General features: G+C 72.7%; 17 protein-coding genes and 1 tRNA gene. 11 read left to right on the top strand and 7 right to left on the bottom strand.

All coding sequences use genetic code 11. The features are described from left to right. Positions 1-3 precede the first annotated feature (3 nt). The 4 genes from ABNF97_RS31875 to ABNF97_RS31860 all read left to right on the top strand — a co-directional run bounded on the left by ABNF97_RS31875 (position 4) and on the right by ABNF97_RS31860 (position 4559). Complete coding sequence (locus ABNF97_RS31875) at positions 4-1440, top strand: DUF58 domain-containing protein (protein ID WP_130465840.1); 1437 nt, start codon at positions 4-6, stop codon at positions 1438-1440. A 31-nt stretch (positions 1441-1471) separates the two neighbouring features. Then, positions 1472-2020: a hypothetical protein gene (locus ABNF97_RS31870; protein WP_349340788.1), complete on the top strand. Its 549-nt coding sequence runs from the start codon at positions 1472-1474 to the stop codon at positions 2018-2020. Positions 2021-2223: 203 nt separating this feature from the next. Beyond that, entirely contained in the window at positions 2224-3594 is a 1371-nt protein-coding gene (locus ABNF97_RS31865) for an NAD(P)/FAD-dependent oxidoreductase (protein WP_349340787.1), read from the top strand. Positions 3595-3854: 260 nt separating this feature from the next. Beyond that, positions 3855-4559: a class I SAM-dependent methyltransferase gene (locus tag ABNF97_RS31860; RefSeq protein ID WP_130465841.1), complete on the top strand. Its 705-nt coding sequence runs from the start codon at positions 3855-3857 to the stop codon at positions 4557-4559. Between the two features lie 82 nt (positions 4560-4641). On the opposite strand, the gene ABNF97_RS31855 is transcribed toward ABNF97_RS31860, so the two are convergent. Then, on the bottom strand, positions 4642-6480 hold the full coding sequence (locus ABNF97_RS31855) for a hypothetical protein (protein ID WP_349340785.1): 1839 nt from the start codon (positions 6478-6480) through the stop codon (positions 4642-4644). A gap of 96 nt (positions 6481-6576) precedes the next feature. Between ABNF97_RS31855 and ABNF97_RS31850 the strand changes: the two genes are divergently transcribed. The 4 genes from ABNF97_RS31850 to ABNF97_RS31835 all read left to right on the top strand — a co-directional run bounded on the left by ABNF97_RS31850 (position 6577) and on the right by ABNF97_RS31835 (position 8952). Then, positions 6577-6660: transfer RNA gene (locus tag ABNF97_RS31850), tRNA-Leu, on the top strand. 131 nt (positions 6661-6791) lie between these two features. Then, entirely contained in the window at positions 6792-7613 is an 822-nt protein-coding gene (locus ABNF97_RS31845; RefSeq protein ID WP_130462118.1) for a Bax inhibitor-1/YccA family membrane protein, read from the top strand. A 133-nt stretch (positions 7614-7746) separates the two neighbouring features. Next, positions 7747-8505, top strand: a complete 759-nt coding sequence (locus ABNF97_RS31840) for a Bax inhibitor-1/YccA family protein (protein ID WP_349340784.1) — start codon at positions 7747-7749, stop codon at positions 8503-8505. A gap of 105 nt (positions 8506-8610) precedes the next feature. Next, on the top strand, positions 8611-8952 hold the full coding sequence (locus ABNF97_RS31835; RefSeq protein WP_349340783.1) for a hypothetical protein: 342 nt from the start codon (positions 8611-8613) through the stop codon (positions 8950-8952). Positions 8953-9101: 149 nt separating this feature from the next. Here the strand turns inward: ABNF97_RS31835 and ABNF97_RS31830 are convergent, their stop codons facing one another. Continuing rightward, on the bottom strand, positions 9102-10364 hold the full coding sequence (locus tag ABNF97_RS31830; protein WP_130462120.1) for an acetyl-CoA C-acetyltransferase: 1263 nt from the start codon (positions 10362-10364) through the stop codon (positions 9102-9104). Between the two features lie 9 nt (positions 10365-10373). Beyond that, positions 10374-11015 carry a TetR family transcriptional regulator gene (locus ABNF97_RS31825; protein WP_130462121.1) on the bottom strand — a complete coding sequence of 214 codons (642 nt, stop codon included), beginning with the start codon at positions 11013-11015 and terminating at the stop codon, positions 10374-10376. A 107-nt stretch (positions 11016-11122) separates the two neighbouring features. Here ABNF97_RS31825 and ABNF97_RS31820 point away from each other — a divergent pair, with 107 nt between their 5' ends. Further along, positions 11123-11794 (top strand): NAD(P)-dependent oxidoreductase, encoded by a 672-nt coding sequence (locus ABNF97_RS31820; RefSeq protein WP_349340782.1) that lies wholly within the window; start codon positions 11123-11125, stop codon positions 11792-11794. 113 nt (positions 11795-11907) lie between these two features. Here ABNF97_RS31820 and ABNF97_RS31815 read toward each other — a convergent pair whose 3' ends face one another. Both ABNF97_RS31815 and ABNF97_RS31810 read right to left on the bottom strand, forming a co-directional pair. Next, entirely contained in the window at positions 11908-12714 is an 807-nt protein-coding gene (locus tag ABNF97_RS31815) for an SGNH/GDSL hydrolase family protein (protein WP_130465843.1), read from the bottom strand. Positions 12715-12752: 38 nt separating this feature from the next. Further along, entirely contained in the window at positions 12753-13838 is a 1086-nt protein-coding gene (locus tag ABNF97_RS31810; protein WP_486484935.1) for an SGNH/GDSL hydrolase family protein, read from the bottom strand. Between the two features lie 350 nt (positions 13839-14188). Here ABNF97_RS31810 and ABNF97_RS31805 point away from each other — a divergent pair, with 350 nt between their 5' ends. Together ABNF97_RS31805 and ABNF97_RS31800 are read left to right on the top strand one after the other, a co-directional pair. Beyond that, positions 14189-14548, top strand: coding sequence for a DUF1232 domain-containing protein (locus ABNF97_RS31805; protein ID WP_130465845.1), 360 nt, complete (start codon positions 14189-14191; stop codon positions 14546-14548). 181 nt (positions 14549-14729) lie between these two features. After that, positions 14730-16106, top strand: a complete 1377-nt coding sequence (locus tag ABNF97_RS31800) for a cystathionine beta-synthase (RefSeq protein ID WP_130462123.1) — start codon at positions 14730-14732, stop codon at positions 16104-16106. Positions 16107-16161: 55 nt separating this feature from the next. Here the strand turns inward: ABNF97_RS31800 and ABNF97_RS31795 are convergent, their stop codons facing one another. Continuing rightward, a complete protein-coding gene (locus tag ABNF97_RS31795; protein ID WP_349340781.1) occupies positions 16162-16689 on the bottom strand; it encodes a GNAT family N-acetyltransferase in 528 nt (175 codons plus the stop codon). 131 nt (positions 16690-16820) lie between these two features. Then, positions 16821-17804, bottom strand: a complete 984-nt coding sequence (locus tag ABNF97_RS31790) for a ribonuclease Z (protein WP_349340780.1) — start codon at positions 17802-17804, stop codon at positions 16821-16823. Positions 17805-18171 lie beyond the last annotated feature (367 nt).

Below are 18171 nucleotides of genomic sequence, written 5' to 3'. Positions count from 1 at the left end.
GCCGTGCCCGGGCAGCGGGCGGCCGCCCCGGCCACGGCGCCGTCGTCCGGGGAGGCCCCGGCGGACTGGGTCCCGACCCGGGCACTCGGCCGGGCGGTGCTGCTCACCGGGCTCTTCCTGGTGGCCGGCGCGCTGCTCGGCCGGATCGACTTGGTGGTGTTGGCCGCACCGTTCGCGCTCGGCACCGCCTACGCGCTGCGCCGCCGCCCGGTGCTGCCGCCGGAGATCGGGATCGAGGCCGACGACACCAACCTGGTGGAGGGGGGCGCGCTGGTCGGCGGGATCAGCGTCGGCAACCCCGACGACGTCGGCTACGACCTGGTGCTGGTCCGTACCGTGGTCTCGTCCTGGCTGCGGATCGACGAGGTCCGGTTCGCGCCCGACGGGGCCGGCCCGGAGGATTCCGAGGACGCCTCCGACGCCCCGCCCCGGCCCGGCCGGCGGGACGCCACCGACCGCCCCTACGGCTTCACCGTGCCGGCCGGCACCGTCGCCGACCTGGAGCTGCGGGGCGCGACGCTGCGTTGGGGCCGGCACTCGCTCGGGCCGGCGGCGGTGCGGGCGATCGCCTGCGACGGACTGCTGGCCAGCCAGACGGTGCCCAGCGAGGCCCGCCCGGTGCCGGTCTATCCGGTCACCGAGCCGTTCGACGCGGACGAGGCGATGCCCCGGGCCGCCGGCCTGGTCGGCGGGCACCGGTCCCGGCGCCCGGGCGAGGGCGGTGAGCTGGCCGGGGTACGCATCTTCGGGCCGGGTGACCGGCTGCGCCGGATCGACTGGCGGGTCTCGCTGCGGGCCCGGCAACTGCACGTGGCGGCGATGCTCTCCGACCGGGACGCCGAGGTGGTGCTGCTGCTCGACGTGCTGGCCGAGGCCGGCCGGTCCGGCGGGATCCGGGGCAGCGCCTCGGTGCTGGACACCTGCGTCCGGGCCGCCGCCGCGATCGCCGAGCACTACCTGCACCGTGGCGACCGGGTCTCGCTGCTGGAGTACGGCCCGTCGGCCCGTCGACTCCGTCCGGCGACCGGCCGGCGGCAGTACCTGACGCTGCTGGAGTGGTTGCTCGACGTCCGGGTCGAACAGTCCCCGCACGAGCCGTACGACCAGGTCTTCGGCCCGCAACTGCTCTCCTCCAACGCCCTGGTGGTGGTGCTCACCCCGCTGGTGGACCCCCGGTCGGCGGCGATGCTGGCCCGGCTGGCCCGGTCCGGCCGGTTCGTGGTGGCGGTGGACACCCTGCCGCAGGCGGCCGCGCCGCCGAAGCGGGGGCAGTGGACCGAGGTGGCGCACCGGCTCTGGCGGTTGGATCGGGACATCACGATCGGGCAGCTCCGCGAGCACGGGGTGCCGGTGGTGACCTGGGCCGGTGCCGGCAGCCTCGACCTGGTGCTCCGGGACGTCGCCCGGCTCGCCTCCGCACCCCGGCCGGCGCTGCGGTGAGGGCCGGCATGTCGAACGGAGAGCCGCCGTGGTGAGCCGGGTCAGGGAGCTCTACGCCGCGATCGCCCGGATCACCCTGGTGCCGCTGCTGGTCCGGGTCGGTGTCTTCGGCTGCGCGCTGCTGACGCTGCTGCTGGCGTACCCGTCCCGGCCGTCCGATCCCCGGCTGCTCGGCCTGCTGGCGGTGGCGGCGCTGGCGCCCGCGGTGGCGCCCCGGCGGAACTGGCCCACCCTGGTGCTGCTGGCCGCGGTCGGCGCCTGGGTGGCGGCCACCGGCTGGTACGACCAGCGGGTGGAGCTGTGGCGGCTGCTCGCCCTGGCCACCTTCCTCTACCTCACCCACACCCTCGCGGCGCTCGCCGCCCTGCTGTCGTACGACGCGGTGGTCGCCCCCGAGGTGCTGGCCCGCTGGGTGGCCAGGGCGCTCGGGGTCGCGCTCGCCTCGGCGGTGCTCTCGATGCCGCTGCTGGCGATGGACGGCCGGTTCGGCGAGCAGAGTTTCGTCGTCGCGCTGCTCGGCGGGCTCGCCCTGGCCGTCTGTGCCGCCGCGCTGCTCGGCTGGCTGTTTCGCCGGAGGTAGCGGCAGTTTTCCCGGCGCGTCCGCCGTGGGTGGCGGCCGGTCTCCCGGTGCGTCCGCCGTGGGTGGCGGCCGGTTTCCCGGCGTTCGGCCAGCCCCGGCGGCACGAGCGGCGCAAACTGGGGTAACCGGGGTCACCTGGCGTCGTCAGTCACAGAAGGGGCATCTGGCCAGCATCCGGAGCCGGGCCGAGGAAGGATAGAGGCGTGAATCCGCAGCGGATCCTTGTGGTGGGCGCCGGTCACGTCGGCCTGTACGCGGCCCTGCGCCTGTCGAAGAAGCTCCGGTCCTGGGAGGCCGAGGTCATCGTCGTCGACCCTCAGCCCCACATGACGTACCAACCCTTCCTGCCCGAGGCGGCGGCCGGCAACATCTCCCCCCGACACGCCGTGGTGCCGCTCCGGCGCGAACTGCGTCGCTGCACCGTCGTCTCCGGCACCGTCACCCGGATCGAGCACGACCGGAAGACCGCCCTGGTGCAGCCGATCATCGGCCCGGCCAGGGAGATCGAGTACGACCACATCGTGGTGGCGCCCGGCTCGGTCTCCCGTACCCTGCCCATTCCCGGGCTGGCCGAGCAGGGCATCGGTTTCAAGACCATCGGTGAGGCGATCTACCTGCGTAACCACGTGCTGGACCGGTTGGACGTGGCGGCGGCCACCACCGACCCGGACGTCCGGCGCTCTGCGCTGACCTTCGTCTTCGTCGGCGGCGGCTACGCCGGCATCGAGGCGTTGGCCGAGATGGAGGACATGGCCCGGGACGCCATGAAGTACTACCCGGAGCTGAAGCCCGACGACATGCGCTGGGTACTCGTCGAGGCGACCCTGCGGGTGCTGCCCGAGGTCGACCGGGACATGGGCGCGTACACGGTCGCGCAGTTGCTGAAGCGGAAGATGGACATCCGGCTGGAAACCCGGCTGGAGTCCTGTGTGGACGGTCTGGTCCGGCTCTCCGACGGGGACAGCTTCCGGGCCGACACCATCGTCTGGACCGCCGGGGTGAGGGCGTCGCCGATGTTGGCCCAGACCGACCTGCCCCGGGACGACCGGGGCCGGGTCACCTGCCTGCCCACCCTCCAGGTGGTCGACGGCGACCGGGTCGTCGACGGGGCGTGGAGCGCCGGTGACTGCGCGGCGGTGCCGGACCTGACCGGCCCGCCCGGAACGTACTGCTCGCCGAGTGCCCAGCACGCGGTGCGGCAGGCGGTCCGGATGGCGGACAACATCCGGGCGGTGATCCGGGGGCGGCAGCCGGTCGAGTACAAGCACAAGCACGCCGGAAGTGTGGCAAGTCTCGGCCTGCACAAGGGTGTCGCCCAGGTCTACGGAATCAAGCTCACGGGGTTGCTGGCCTGGTTCATGCACCGGACGTACCACATGAGCCGGATCCCGTCGCTGAACCGCAAGGTGCGGGTGGTCGTGGACTGGACCCTGGCCTTCGTCCTCCGTCGTGAGGTGGTCGCACTGGGCCAGTTGCACGATCCCCGGGAGGAGTTCGTCGAGGCGAGCACGGCGACCGCCCGGGATGTCCGGCCGCGGAGCGACAGCTTGACCAGGGTCGACCCCCGGGTCTGAGCCCGGCACGTCAGGCTGTGCCCGGCCACGTCCGGGCCGTCGGCCGGGACGGTAACCGGCGGCCGGCCGGCCTCGGGTGGTCGAATGCGCCGGACGTGGATATCCTGTCCCTCCTTGCTGCGTGAGGACGAGGAGTCGACCGTGCCGCCCAATCGCTTCGTCAGCTTCCAGGAGGGAACAATCGCCCCGGTGGTCGTGACCGGGCCCGCTGCCGGTTCCGTCAGGTGAGCGTCGCGGGCGAACTGCGGGCACCCGCGACGCTGGCGGAGGCGACGGTCCTGCAGTCGGCGGTACTCGAAGACCTCCGGTCCGCGGTCAACCACAACCGGTGGCTTCTCGCGCTGTCGGAGCCGTGGCTCGGCGACGACCCCCTCGAGATCGGTTCCGGCCTCGGTGAGGCTGCCGCGATCTGGGCGGCCGACGGCCGCAAGATGACCGCCTCCGAGGCGGACCCGGGGCGGCTGGTGCGGTTGCGGGAGCGGTTCGACGGACATCCCACGGTGCGGGTCCGGGAACTCACCGTACCGATCCGGGAGAGCGCGGACCACTCCGCCGTCATCGCACTCAACGTCCTGGAGCACATCGAGGACGACGTGGCGGCCCTGCGTGACTTCGCCCGGCTTGTCCGGCCGGGCGGACGCATCGTCCTGATCGTGCCGGCCTTCGAGCAGGCGATGAGCAACTTCGACCGGAAGATCGGTCACTTCCGGCGATACCGGGTTCCCACCATGACCGCGACCCTGCGCCGGGCCGGGCTGCGGCCGGTCAAGGTGACGTACGTCAACTCGATCGGGCTGCTCGGCTGGATGCTGCTGGTCAAGGCGCTGAACGGGGAGCCGCGGGAGGGCCTGCCGCTGAAGATCTACGACCGGTGGTGCGTGCCGGTGCTACGCCGGGTGGAGGGGCGGATCCGGGTACCGTTCGGGCAGTCCGTCTTCGCCGTCGCCGAGACCCCGGCGGAGTAGTCGAACGGCTCGGCTCGTGCGCCACCGGCCGCCCACCGTCCGGGGGGCCGGCCGGTGGGCGGGGTCAGAGCGGTGGGCCAGGTCAGAACCGCCAGATCCAGACGTCGGCGGCAGAGGTCGCCGGGCCGTAGAGCATCTCAAGGGTCTGGTGCAGCGCTGACGCCTTCGGCTCCGACTGGGCCAGCACGATGCAGGACGCATCCCAGAACACCACGTCCCTGGCTGCCTGCGCGCGCTCGGCCTCGGTGACCGCGGGCACCTGGCCGGACGCGGCGACCTTGCTGAGCAGCGCCGAGGTGGGCTGTTTGAACGTGCCCATCGACGCCTTCCCGCCGGCCGCGTACGGGGCGATGAAGAATCCCTCAGGCAACCGGAACTCCGCGTTGGCGGCGGCGGCCCAGCGCATCTTCTCCGGCTCCTTCGGCGTGGGCAGCGGCACCGGCACCAGCACACCGTCGGGTGGTACGCAGTCGCGCCAGTGTCCGGCGCTGATGAAGGTCGGCACCGGCTCGCGGTCGACGGTGGGCAGCGGCGCGGGCACGGTCGGGATCAGCGCGACGGCCACCGCCGCCGGTACGGCGATGCGGATCGCACCGAGCGGGGCGGTGCTGGCCCGGTCCAGCGCCAGCACCAGCAGGGTGGCGATCACCGGTATCAGCACCAGGGCGAACCGCATCGGCAGCGCGCCCTCGATGACCGGCTTGTCCCGCAGCAGCGAGTACGGCGCCCAGATCCCCGTACGGCTGCCGTCCAGCACCACCCGCGGGCCGAGGGAGAGCCAGGCGCAGAGCAGACCGGTGAACATCATCGGGATGACCAGCGGATGCCGCCGCAGCCACCAGGCGAGCGCCACGGTGACCAACAGCAGGGGCAGCCCGAGGAAGGTGTTGTATTCGGCCGGCCCGGTGCTCAACCGGCTCGCCTCGGAGGAGCCGAGCAGGGAGAGCGGAGAGATCGCCGGGTAGCTGGCCAGGTCGGCCGAGAAGTAGTCGGGGCTGAAGATGCCGTTCGGGATGCTCTGCCGACCGTAGAACTGCACCCAGAGCGGGTACGCCAGCACGACGATCGACAGAGCCGCGCTGACCAGGAGAGCCCCGCCGAGACGGGGGAGTACCGGCAATGCGTGGCGGGGTGCCGCGACGGCCCACCCGACGGTGGTCAGCGCGAGTGCCCCGGCGGTCAGGAACAGGACCTCCTCGCCGACGAAGACCTGGGTGCAGACCAGTGCGGCGAGCAGCACCGCCAGGCCGAGTAGCCGGCGGTTGTCCCGTGCCGCACCCTCCGGCCGAGCGGGATCGGCCAGTTGGGCCATCCGCACCACGCACCAGACCAGTGCCGGGACGAGCCACTGCGCCGTCATGTGCGGATGGCTGTTGGACTGGGAGACCATCCCCGGGGCGAATCCGCAGAACGCGGCGCCGACGATCGCCGGGACGCGGCGGGCCCGCAGCGTGCGGGTGTAGAGGAAGTACCAGCCGATCGAGGTGGCCGCCAGGTTGCCGGTGATGAGGACCGCGAACGTGGTGGCCGCACCGAACAGCAGGGTGACCGGCATCAGCAGCAGACCCGGCACGATCATGGTGGCGTTGGCCATCATGTTGAAGCCATCCGGCGCGTTGAGCCGGTCGCTGACCAGGGTGAAATCGCCCAGCAGGATGCGGGTGTCGTTGGCCATGAACCACTCGATGAGGATCTGGTCCTCGGGGTTGAGTGCGAGGGTCCGGGTGTCCGGGTCCAGCCAGAGTCCGTAGCTGAGCCAGCCCGCCGCGAGCACGAAGCACAGACTGACGGCCAGATCCGGATAGCTGCGACGGAGTGCATCCCGCATCCGGGCGGCCCGGGTCCGGGGCGGGTCGGACCCGTACCCGGGGGTGGCCCGGCCGGGGTCGGCGTCCTGGGCCGCACGGGCTGTACTAGTCACGGCCCTGACTCTAGTGCCGATCCCGGAACGGGGTGCGCCGGGCGGGGCTGCACCCGCTACCGTGGCAGGCACCAGGACCGAGGAAGTTCGACGCCTGCCCGGGTGGTGGAAAGGCAGACACGGCCGCCTTAAAAGCGGCTGCCGCAAGGCGTGCGGGTTCGACCCCCGCCCCGGGCACCATCCGTGCTGCCGACCGACCGCCCCCGCGACCGGGTGGCCGGGTGACCTGGATCTCCACAAGGTCGCCGGGGACCATTACCCTGGACAGGGCACGGGCATGGTGCACCGACCTTTCCAGGAGGCTTGACAACGTGAAGACGTCCAATCCGGTGCTGGCCCGACTCGGTCAGGCGGCCGAGCGGGAGCGGGCCGCGGGTTACACCCCGGCCGGCGCATACGGACAGCCCGGCTACGGGCAGCCCTACCCGACGGACGCGGGCTACCCGGCCGCGCCACCCGCCGTGACGCCGATGTCCATCGATGACGTCGTCGTCAAGACGGTCACTCTGCTCGGCATCACCGGGCTCTCCGCCGCGCTGGCCTGGGTGCTCGTGCCGGACAGGGCGATCGGTGCGGCCTGGATCGGGGCCGCCGTCGTCGGGCTGGTGCTCGGCCTGGTGATCTCGTTCAGCCGGATCGCCAATCCCGCGCTGGTCGTCACCTACGCCGTCGTCGAGGGCGTCTTCGTCGGCATGGTCAGCAAGTACTTCGAGACCATCGCCGGCTACGACGGCATCGTCCTCCAGGCGGTGATCGCCACCTTCGGCGTCTTCTTCCTGATGGCGGGTCTCTACAAGGCCAAGGCCATCCGGGCGACGCCGAAGTTCGTCCGGGGCGTGATCGCGGCCATCATGGGCGTCTTCGCGGTCATGCTGATCAACTTCGTGCTGATGCTCTTCGGCGTCAACACCGGGCTGCGCGACGGTGGCCCGATCGCCATCGGGTTCAGCCTGATCTGCATCGTGATCGCCTCGCTCAGCTTCATCCTCAGCTTCCACGAGGTCGAGGAGGGCGTGCGGATGGGCCTGCCGCGCCGCTACTCCTGGACGGCCGCCTTCGGCATCCTGGTCAGCCTGATCTGGCTCTACATCGAGATCCTGCGGCTGTTGAGCTACTTCCAGGGCGACGACTGACCTCGTCCCTGACCGGCGCGCCCGCGCGCCGGCCAATCTCGCGACGCCCGTTCCCGACTTCCGGGGGCGGGCGTCCGTCGTTACCCGGGCCGGTTCGCGGCGAACGAAAATGTCTGCTTTGTTAGCATCGGGCGTGCGAAGTGGAAATCCGGTACTGACCCGGCTGGACGACGCCGCCCGGGTCGAACACCGGGTCCTCGGCGCCGACCCGGCCGTCCGGCCGATGACCGTCAACGACGTGGTGCTGCGGACCGTCGGTCTGCTGCTGCTCACCGGCGCCACCGGCGCGGTCGCCTGGACGTATGTGACCGACGGCTGGGCCGCACCGGCAGCGCTCGGCTCGGCGCTTGCCGGACTGGTACTGGCCCTGGTGATCTCGTTCCGTCGGGTCACCAACCCGGTCCTGGTCGGCGGGTACGCGGTGCTCCAGGGGGTGCTGCTGGGCGTCGCCAGCCGGGGCTTCGAGGCGGTCTATCCCGGCATCGTGGTGCAGGCCGTCGTCGGCACCTTCGGGGTCTTCGCCGGGATGGCGGTGCTCTACGGGCTGGGCGTGCTCCGTGCCACCCCCCGGTTCGCCCGGCTGGTGGTCGGGGCGCTGATCGGGGTGGTGGTGCTGAGCCTGGTCAACCTCGCCGTCTACCTGATCGCCGGCCGGGAGGCACTGGTGGTCTACAGCACCGGCAGCGAGGTCGGCTGGCTGCCGTACGTCTTCGCGCTGGTATGCATCACCGTCGGCGCGCTCACCTTCATCCTCGACTTCGACCTGGTGGAGCGGGGAGTCCGGGACGGCCTGCCGGCCCGGTACGCCTGGTTCTGCGCGTTCGGGATCCTGGTCGGCCTGGTCTTCCTCTACTGGCAGATCCTCCGGCTGCTCAGCTACGTACGGCGCTGAGCCGACCCGTAAGCTCGCCGCGTCAACGCTGCCTCATGGCGGGGATCCGGGGACCCGTGGCCCGGACCGCACCCCGAGCCCGGCCCTGGAAGGAGGTGATCGCAGGTGAACACCGCCGAACCCGCCAGCCCGGCCGAGTCGCTGGTCCACCAGCTCGATCTGCTGGTCCGCCAGGTGGGGCACTGGACCCAGCCGCGCTGGGCGGCACCGAGCCCGTCCGGCGGGCCGATCCCGGCCGACCTGGTGCACCGGCTCGTCCAGCACCTGGCCGACCTGGCCGCGGACGCGGCCGGGGAGTCCCGGCGGCCGGTACCCCGGTTGGCGAACGACCTGGCTCTGCCCGACCAGCTCCGGGTGGTGGTGGCGGACCTGGTGGCCGCGGGCCCGCCGGCGCCGGTGCTGGCCGGCGCGGCCGACGAGGTGGCGACCGCCCGACGGGCGCTCTGACCGTCGACCGCTGCCGCCCTGCCCGCGCCGGCTGTCGCCCTGCCCCGGCTGTCGCCCTGCCCCGGCTGCCGTCCGGTCCGCGCCGGCCGTCGCCCCGCCCTGCCGGGCCGTTGCCGGGCCGGTAGCCGAGTCCGGGCCCGGCGGGTGGCTCAGCTCAGCCGCTCCAGCACCATCGCCATGCCCTGGCCGCCACCGACGCACATGGTCTCCAGCCCGACGGTCCGGTCGTGCCAGTCCAGGGCGTTGAGCAGCGTTCCGGTGATCCGGGCGCCGGTCATCCCGAACGGGTGCCCGACCGCGATCGCCCCGCCCATCACGTTGAGCTTCTCCAGCGGGATGTCGAGCTGTCGGTACGACGGGATCACCTGGGCGGCGAACGCCTCGTTGATCTCGACCAGGTCGACGTCGTCGATGGTCATCCCGGCACGTCGCAACGCCTGCCGGGACGCCTCGACCGGACCGAGTCCCATGATCTCCGGAGAGAGCGCGGTCACCCCGGTGGAGACGATCCGGGCCAGCGGGGTGATCTCCAGTTCACGGGCGCGTTCCGCACTCATGATGATCACCGCCGCCGCGCCGTCGTTGAGCGGGCAGCAGTTGCCGGCGGTGATCCGGCCGTCGGGGCGGAAGACCGGTTTCAGGCCGGCCACGCCCTCCAGGGTCACACCCGGGCGGGGTCCGTCGTCGGAGTCGACCCACTCGCCGGACGGCAGGGTGACCGGGGTGATCTCCCGGGCCCAGAAGCCGTCGGCGATGGCCTTCTCCGCGAGGTTCTGGCTGCGTACGCCGAACTCGTCCATGTCGGCCCGGGTCACGTCGTACACCTGGGCGAGGTTCTCGGCGGTCTGGCCCATCGCCAGGTAGATGTCCGGCAGTCCACCGTCGAGCCGGGGGTCGGTCCAGACCGGTGCGCCGGCCTCGCCACGGGCGGCGGAGCGGGCCCGGGCCGCGTCGAACCTCGGGTTCTGCCAGCCGCCGCCGACGAGCGCCTGTGCCTCCGGCGGCAGGGCGTCGGAGTTGCCCCGGACGTACCGGGAGACGCACTCCACCCCGGCCGAGACGAAGACGTCACCCTCGCCGGCCCGGATGGCGTGGAATGCCATCCGGGTGGTCTGCAACGAGGAGGCGCAGTACCGGGTGAGGGTGGCCCCGGGCACCGTGTCCAGGCCGAGCAGCGTGGTCACCACCCGGGCCAGGTTGAAGCCCTGCTCGCCGCCGGGCAGCCCGCACCCGAGATAGAGATCGTCGATCTGGGCCGGGTCGAGCTGCGGGATCTTGTTCAGGGCGGCCTGCACGATGGTCGCGGCCAGGTCGTCCGGGCGCAGCTCGCGCAGGGAACCCTTGTGGGCCCGGCCGATGGGGGAGCGGGCGGTCGCGACGATAACGGCATCGCGGGGGGACGCGGTCGACATGAACCAACGTTAACCCGCTGCGGCTCCGGAGGCACCGGCGGCCGGGTACGGCATCGCCGCGACCAGTTCCCGGACGAACCGGTCGGGATCGTGGTCGAGGAGCTGGTCGCCGGCCGGGCCGAGGAAGGCGACCAGGAAGGCCCGGTAGAAGCAGGCCCCGAGGAAGAGATTGGCCAGTGCGACCGGGTCCGCCGTCGGCGCGATCCGGCCCCGCTCCCGCTCCCGTCGGAGGTAGTCGGCGAGGACGGTGTTCGCGTGCTGTGGGCCGGCGCCGGTCTGCCGGAACAGTTCGCGCTGCCGGTCGAGCAGCACCGGTTCGGCGAAGAGTGCCATGGCGAGCTGTGCCGACTCCTCGTAGACCCGGAGCATCTCGTGGCCGAGCTCGGTCAGCCGGGCCGGAACGCTGCCGCTGCCGGCCTGGTCCGGCAACTGGACCATCAGCCCGATGAACGGGGCGAGTCGGATCCGCAGTACGGCGAGGAAGAGGTCCTCCTTGCCGGTGAAGTGCTTGTAGAGGGTGGCCTCGGAGTAGCCGGCGACTCTGGCGATCTCCTTGGTCGTGGTGTGCGCCAGGCCGCGCTCCCGGATCACCGTGGAGGCGGCGGCCAGGATGCGCTCCCGGGTCGCCTCGCCTCGGCCTCTGCTGGTCATCGCCCTCGTTCCGTCGGTGCTCGCAGGTGGTGGGTCGACTCGCTTGACAGGTGGCGAGTACTCACTACTCTACAGGTAAGTGAACACTTACTTACAGCGGGAGCGACATGAAACTAACGATCTTCGCGGCCAGCGGCGGAATCGGCCGACACCTGCTCCGGCAGGCCGTCGCCGCCGGCCACGACGTGACAGCGGTGGTACGGAGTCCGGCGAGTCTCGTCGGCGAGCCCGACGGGCCGCGGCTGGTCCGGGCCGACCTGACCGACCCCGATCCGGCCGCGCTGGCCGACGCCGTCGACGGGGCGGACGCCGTGCTGTCCGGCCTCGGCCCCCGGTCGATGGCGGAGAGCGGGGTCGCCTCCCAAGGCACCGGTGAGATCGTCACCGCGATGCGGGCCCGGGGCGTACGTCGGATCGTCGTGGTGAGCGCCGCCCCGCTCTCCACCATCGCCGCTCCGGGTCGCCCGAAACCGCCCCCGGACCCGGGCGAGGCACCCCTGCTGCGGTACCTGCTGAGTCCGATCCTCAAGACCGTTCTTCGAAAGCCCTACGCCGACCTTGCGGTGATGGAGGAACTCCTCCGGAACAGCGATCTGGACTGGACCGTCGTACGGCCGCCCCGGCTCACCGACAAGCCGCTGACCGGCGTCTACCGCACCGCGTACGGGCGGAGCGTGCGGGGCGGGCTCACCGTGCCGCGCGCCGACGTCGCGCACTGCATGCTGCGAGCGCTCGAACAGCCCGAGACGATCCGGCAGGCGGTCGCCGTCGCCACCTGAGTTCACCGGCGGTCCGCAGCCGTTCGGCACCGCCGGCCCGGGCGGATCGGACCACCGCCGGCCCGGGCGGATCGGACCACTGTCGGCCGCCGGAGCGCGCTCGGCGGGCGCGACTACCGCTGCCGGGTCCCGGCGGCGGCCCGGGCCACGGCGGGGAGCAGGGCGTGCGCCCAGACCCGGTAGCCGTCGGCCGAGGGGTGGTAACCGTCGTGGCAGAGCGTTCCGGCGTCGGCCCGGAACACCGCACCCGTCTCGGCGGCGAGGTCCACCACCGTGCCGCCGGCCTCCAGCACGGCGACGGCCTGCGCCCGGGCGGTCTGCCGGCCCAGCCAGCCGGCCACCTGGCGCAGCGGCGGGGCGATGGCCCGGACCGCGCCGAGATCGGGACAGGTGCCGACCACCACCCGGACCCCGGCGCCGCGCAGCCGGCGCACCGCCGCGCCGAGGTACGCCGCCGCCTCGGCCGGCCGGCGCAACCCCATCACGTCGTTCGCGCCGACCAGGATCACCGCGACGTCCGGGCGCTCGCCGAGCAGTGCCCGGGCCACCTGGGTCGCCAGGTCGGTGGAGCGGGAGCCGGAGACACCGACGCTGGAGAGCCGGACCTGGCGCTCACCGACGCCGCCCTGCCCGACGCCGCCCTGCCCGGCCCCTTCCGAGAGCAGCCGGGCGAGTTGGCCGCCGACCGTGTCCTCGGCCCGGTCCACCCCCACCCCCAGCGCGGCCGAGTCGCCGATCAGGACCAGGCGCAGCGGCGGCGTGCCGGCCCGGCCGACCGTGGAGCGCAGCGCCAGGCCCAACTCCGGACGGGCGTACCGCCGGTTGCGGGCCACGAACGCCTCACCGGCCAGGAGCACCATCCCGCCGACCGCACCGGCGAGCAGCGTGACCGCGGCCCCCCGGGCGATCCGGGTCGTCATCCCGTACGTCGCCGTGCCGCTCGTCGCGTCGAGTCCCGTCATGCCCGTTCCTCTACTGTGGAGGTCGTCGCCTCGTCCAGCGGTGCCGGTGTCTCCGGTGGGCCCCCAGTCTCTCCCGTCCGGGGGTGGCCGAACCAGGCCCCACGACGGCGCAGCTGTGCCCACCGCCCGCCCGGGCCGTGCTCGCGACCGCCGACCCGGACACCCCGCACCTCGGTACCGGCATGCCGGGCCGCCTCGTGGGCCGCCGCCGGCAGCGACCGTACGCCCTGGTCGCCGACGAGCGACGGCCGACGCTCGGTACCGGCACCGAGCGCCGCCAGTACGGTCGGCAGCAGGGCGGCCGCCGCGATCGCGTACCCCTCGGCGGAGGGATGGAAGTGGTCCCAGGCGAACATCCGGGTCGGTTCGGCGGCGAACCGGGGACCGAGCAGGTCGCCCAGGGAGACCGTCAGGCCACCGGCCTCGACCACCGCCACGGTCTGCGCGGCGGCGAGTTGCCGGCTCCAGCGCCGGGCCAGCCAGCGCAACGGCGGCTTGATCGGCTGGATCGCGCCGAGGTCGGGACAGGTGCCGACCACCACCTGAGCGCCGGCCGCCCGCAGGTCGCGTACCGCCTCGACGAGATAGCGGACCGCCACCGCGGGTGGGGTGCGGTTGGTCACGTCGTTGCCGCCGATCAGGATCACCGCCACGTCCGGCTGGCGCTCCAGCGCCGCGTCGACCTGCGGGCGCAGCCCCGCGGAGAGGCAGCCGACCACGGCGAACCGGTACAGCCGGACCGGCCGGCGCAACCGGCGGGAGGTGCCGGTGGCGAGTAGCGCCCCGGGCGTCTCCCGGGGCCGGTGCACCCCGTAGCCGGCGGCGGAGGAGTCACCGAGGACCACCATCGTGATCGGCTCGCCCGGGAACTTGGCACCGTAGACGCCGTCGCCGCGCGGCGGTGGGGCCTCGGCGAGTGGGATCACCCGACGGGCCTGCCTGGCCTGCCCGAGCAGCAGCCCGTACCCGGCGGCGGTGGTGAGCGCGGTCAGCCCCACCCCCAGGGCCGTCGCCTTCGCCACCCGCCGGGCGACCGACCAGGTCGGCCGCTCCCGCCCGGCGGACTCCCCGGGCCAGACCACGGGCTGCTGCCACACCGTTCGGTGCCGCCACGCCGATCCGCGCGGCTGCCACCGCGACACCGGGTTCCGCTGCCGCGACCGCTGCCGCCGTATCGATCCGGCCGGACTCATCAAGGCCCCCCGCCTGTCACGCCGTACTCTCGCGACCTTCGAGATTAACCCGGTCACCGGCGCCGCGCTGTCAGCGTTCCGCCTGCACCGGCGGTGGCCGGGATACCCGGCCAGCGCCGGTTCATCGCCGATTTTTCGACGTATCTCCGTCTCCGCCCGAATTTCTCGGCCGGCCGGCATTCCTCGACGAGCGGTCGGTTGCGTTCGGATGCATCATGAATCCAGAGGAGGGTGCCGACATGGCCACCAAGACACTTCGCCGAACCGCCGCCTTCAGGGCGCTGTTCCGGGCACTGACCGCCGGTTCCCGGGGTGGACCGTCGCTGGGCCGGCGGATCGCCGCCCTGCCCCGCATGATCGCCGCCACCGCCCGCGGTGAGTACGACGGCGGGCTGCGGCTCGCCCTGATGACCGCCGCGACCGCGTACGTGCTCTCCCCGGTCGACCTGCTGCCGGAGCTCACCCTGCTGCTCTTCGGTCTGGCCGACGACGCGGTCATGGTGACCTGGCTGGCCGGTGCGGTACTCGCCGAGACCGAGCGCTTCCTCGCCTGGGAAGCCCAGCGGGCCTCCGTCATCCCCGGGCGGGTGGTGCACTGAAGGCCCGCCCGGAAGGGCCCGTCGTCTGCCCGGGCCGGGATCCCCGCCCACGGGCCGGTGCGGCGGCACGTACGCTGGCGGGAGAACCCACCATCCTTCGCCCCGACCGCACGCCACCAGCACCGACCCTGTGCCCGGCCAGTGCCGTTCGGCCGGCGAGCACCGAGAAGGGCACAACGTCGTGCGCTACTACGACAACGTCATCGAGCTGATCGGTGACACCCCGCTGGTCCGACTCAGGCAGGTGACCGCCGGCATCTCGGCGACCGTGCTCGCCAAGGTCGAGTACTTCAACCCGGGCGGTTCGGTCAAGGACCGCATCGCGCTGCGGATGGTCGAGGAGGCCGAGCGGGCCGGGTTGCTCCGGCCCGGCGGCACCATCGTCGAGCCGACCAGTGGAAACACCGGCGTCGGGCTGGCCCTGGTGGCCCAGACGCGCGGCTACCGGTGCGTCTTCGTCTGCCCTGACAAGGTCAGCGAGGACAAGCAGAACGTGCTCCGGGCGTACGGGGCCGAGGTGGTGGTCTGCCCGACGGCGGTCGCCCCGGAGGACCCCCGCTCCTACTACAACGTGTCGGACCGGCTGGCCCGGGAGATCCCGGGCGCGTGGAAGCCCAACCAGTACGCCAACCCGGCGAACCCGCGCTCGCACTACGAGACAACCGGTCCGGAGCTGTGGGAGCAGACCGGCGGCCGGATCACGCACTTCGTGGCCGGGGTCGGCACCGGCGGCACCATCTCCGGCACCGGCCGCTACCTCAAGGAGGCCTCCGGCGGGGCGGTACGGATCATCGGTGCCGACCCGGAGGGCTCGGTCTACTCCGGCGGCACCGGCCGGCCGTACCTGGTCGAGGGGGTCGGCGAGGACTTCTGGCCGGAGACGTACGACCGGGGCATCTGCGACGAGATCGTTAAGATCTCCGACAAGACCTCCTTCGAGCTGACCCGACGCCTCGCCCGCGAGGAGGGACTGCTGGTCGGCGGCTCCTGCGGGATGGCGGTGGCCGCCGCCCTGGAGGTGGCCCGCCAGGCCGGCCCGGACGACGTGGTGGTGGTGCTGCTGCCGGACGGCGGCCGGGGCTACCTCTCCAAGATCTTCGACGACGAGTGGATGGCCCGGTACGGCTTCATGGACACCAGCGCCACCGAGCCGACCGTGGCCGACGCGCTGAACAGCAAGCCGAACGCTATTCCCGAGCTGGTGCACGTGCACCCGACCGAGACGGTCCGGGACGCCGTCGACTACATGCGCGAGTACGCCGTCTCGCAGCTCCCGGTGCTCAAGGCGGAGCCGCCGGTGGTGACCGGCGAGGTCGCCGGCTCGATCGCCGAACGGGACCTGCTCGACGCGCTCTTCACCGGCCAGGCGAAGCTGCACGACACCATCGAGCGGCACATGGGGCCGCCGCTGCCGATGATCGGCGGCGGACAGCCGGTGAGCGAGGCGGTCGGGCTGCTGGAGAAGTCCGACGCCGCGCTGGTGCTGGTCGACGGCAAGCCGAAGGGCGTACTCACCCGGCAGGACCTGCTGGCCCACCTGGGAGCGCACGCGCGCTGACGTGTCAGGAAGGGCCCCCGCGCAGGCAGGAAGCGACAAGAGGGGGCCCTTCTGTTCACGGCAGGGCGCGGGCGTAGCGGATCTGCGGGGTGAGCGCCGCGCCGATGCTGCCGTGCCGCTCGGCGCCGTCCGGCTGCCAGCCGCCCCGGGCGTAGAAGTGCCGGGCGTGCGCGTTGTCGACGAGTACCCAGAGCACGGCGCGGCGCCAGCCCTGGGCGAGCAGCTTGGCCAGCGCGTCGACCATCAGGGCCCGGCCGGACCCGCGACCCTGCTCGGCCGGGTCCAGGTGGATCGCGTACAGCTCGCCGACGTCCGCGCCGGCCGAGTCCGGTTCGGCCGGATCGTGCGGCCCGAGATAGCTGAAGCCGACCAGCCGGCCGTCCCGCTCGGCCACCGTCATCAGGTGGGTGTCCCGCTCGTACGCCCAGCGCTCCCGCCAGTACCGGCCCATCATCTCGCCGGTCTCCACGGCCAGCGCCTCCGCCGGGACGATGTTCCGGTAGGCCACCGCCCGCGATCTGTGCTGGAGGTCGCCGATCGCCATCAGGTCGGCGGCTTCCGCCGGACGCAGCGTGAGGGTCATGAGGTTGATCGTAATAACGTGACCGATCCGGTCACCTGGGACAGAGCTTGTGGTCCGGTGCCGGTGCTACCCACGTGTCCTGGCGGCTACCCGACGTTTCCTGCCGGTGCTACCCGAGGTTTCCTGCCGGATCAGGGCGCCGAAGCAGCCGGCGGCGACGCTGTCGCGCTGACCGGTGCCCGGGGCGGCACCGCCACCCGGGTCAGGTCCTCGGCGACCACCAGGTCCCCGTCGAAGTGCTCCCGCGCCTCGGCCGCGAAACGCTCGGCGGCCGGCGGCACCCCGGCCCGGGCCGTCGGCCCGTACCGCTGGGAGAAGTGGGTCAGCACGAGTCGGCGTACCCCGCACTCGGCCGCCACCCGCGCGGCCTGGGCCGCCGTCAGGTGCCCGACCTCGGCGGCGAGCGCGGCGTCCTCGGTCAGGAACGTCGACTCGATCACCAGCAGGTCGGCCCGGTCGGCCAGCTCGAAGACGCCGTCGCAGAGCCCGGTGTCCATCACGAAACCGAACCGCTGACCGGGACGCGGCGCACTCACCTCGGCGAGTGTCACCCGCCGCCCCGGCACGTCGACGTGGCCGGTGCGGATCAGTTCGCCGATCGCCGGCCCCCGGATGCCGTACGCGGCCAGCCGGTCGGGCAGCATCCGGCGCTCGTCCGGCTCGACCAGCCGGTAGCCGTACGTCTCGACCGGGTGCCGCAGCCGGCGGGCGAGCAGGGTGCCGGCGGAGGTCTCGAAGGTCTGACCGTCCCGCAGCACCGGCAGTTCGCGCAGCTCGGCGGTCTCGTAGAACGAGCTGGCGTGCCGCAGCCGGGCGAAGAAGTGCGCGTCGCCGCCCGGATAGTGCGCCTCGACCGGCCGGGGTACCCGGTCCAGCGAGAGCCGCTGGACCACGCCGGGCAGGCCCAGGCAGTGGTCGCCGTGGAAGTGTGTGACGCAGATCCGGGTCAGGTCACCGGCCGGGATGCCGGCGAGCATCATCTGCCGCTGGGTGCCCTCGCCGGGGTCGAAGAGGATCACCTCGCGGTCCCAGCGCAGCAGGTACCCGTTGTGGTTGCGGTGCCGGGTCGGCACCTGGCTGGCCGTGCCCAGCACCGCCAGCTCACGTACGGACACGGTGGCCTCTCCGGGGGTACCGGTCGACGGCGGGTCACCGGTCGACGGGAGAAACGGTTGACGGAGAAATGGTCGACCCCCGGGGTTCCGCGTGACGGTGGTCACGCGAAGGCCGGCTGGACTTTGGCCGGCACCCCGGGGGTCGGGTGGCTGTCGTGGATTCGCCGCACCGCTGCCACACGGTCTCGACGACTTGCAACTGCCCGCCTGCGGCGGACACCGAAACTGTCAAGGACAGCGGCTACAGAGGTTGAAAGGCTGACGTTCGGGTCGTCACGGTGGTTCGGGGTCGAGGGTCATGCCGGTGTTGACGAAGAAGCCGGCGAGGAGATGGGTCTGTTGCTGGCAGGCTCGTAGTCGTTGTCTG

Source organism: Plantactinospora sp. B6F1, assembly GCF_040120695.1.
Classification (GTDB): domain Bacteria; phylum Actinomycetota; class Actinomycetes; order Mycobacteriales; family Micromonosporaceae; genus Plantactinospora.
The sequence above is the reverse complement of the archived record's forward strand: the minus strand, read 5'-3'. Positions and strand labels throughout refer to the sequence as shown.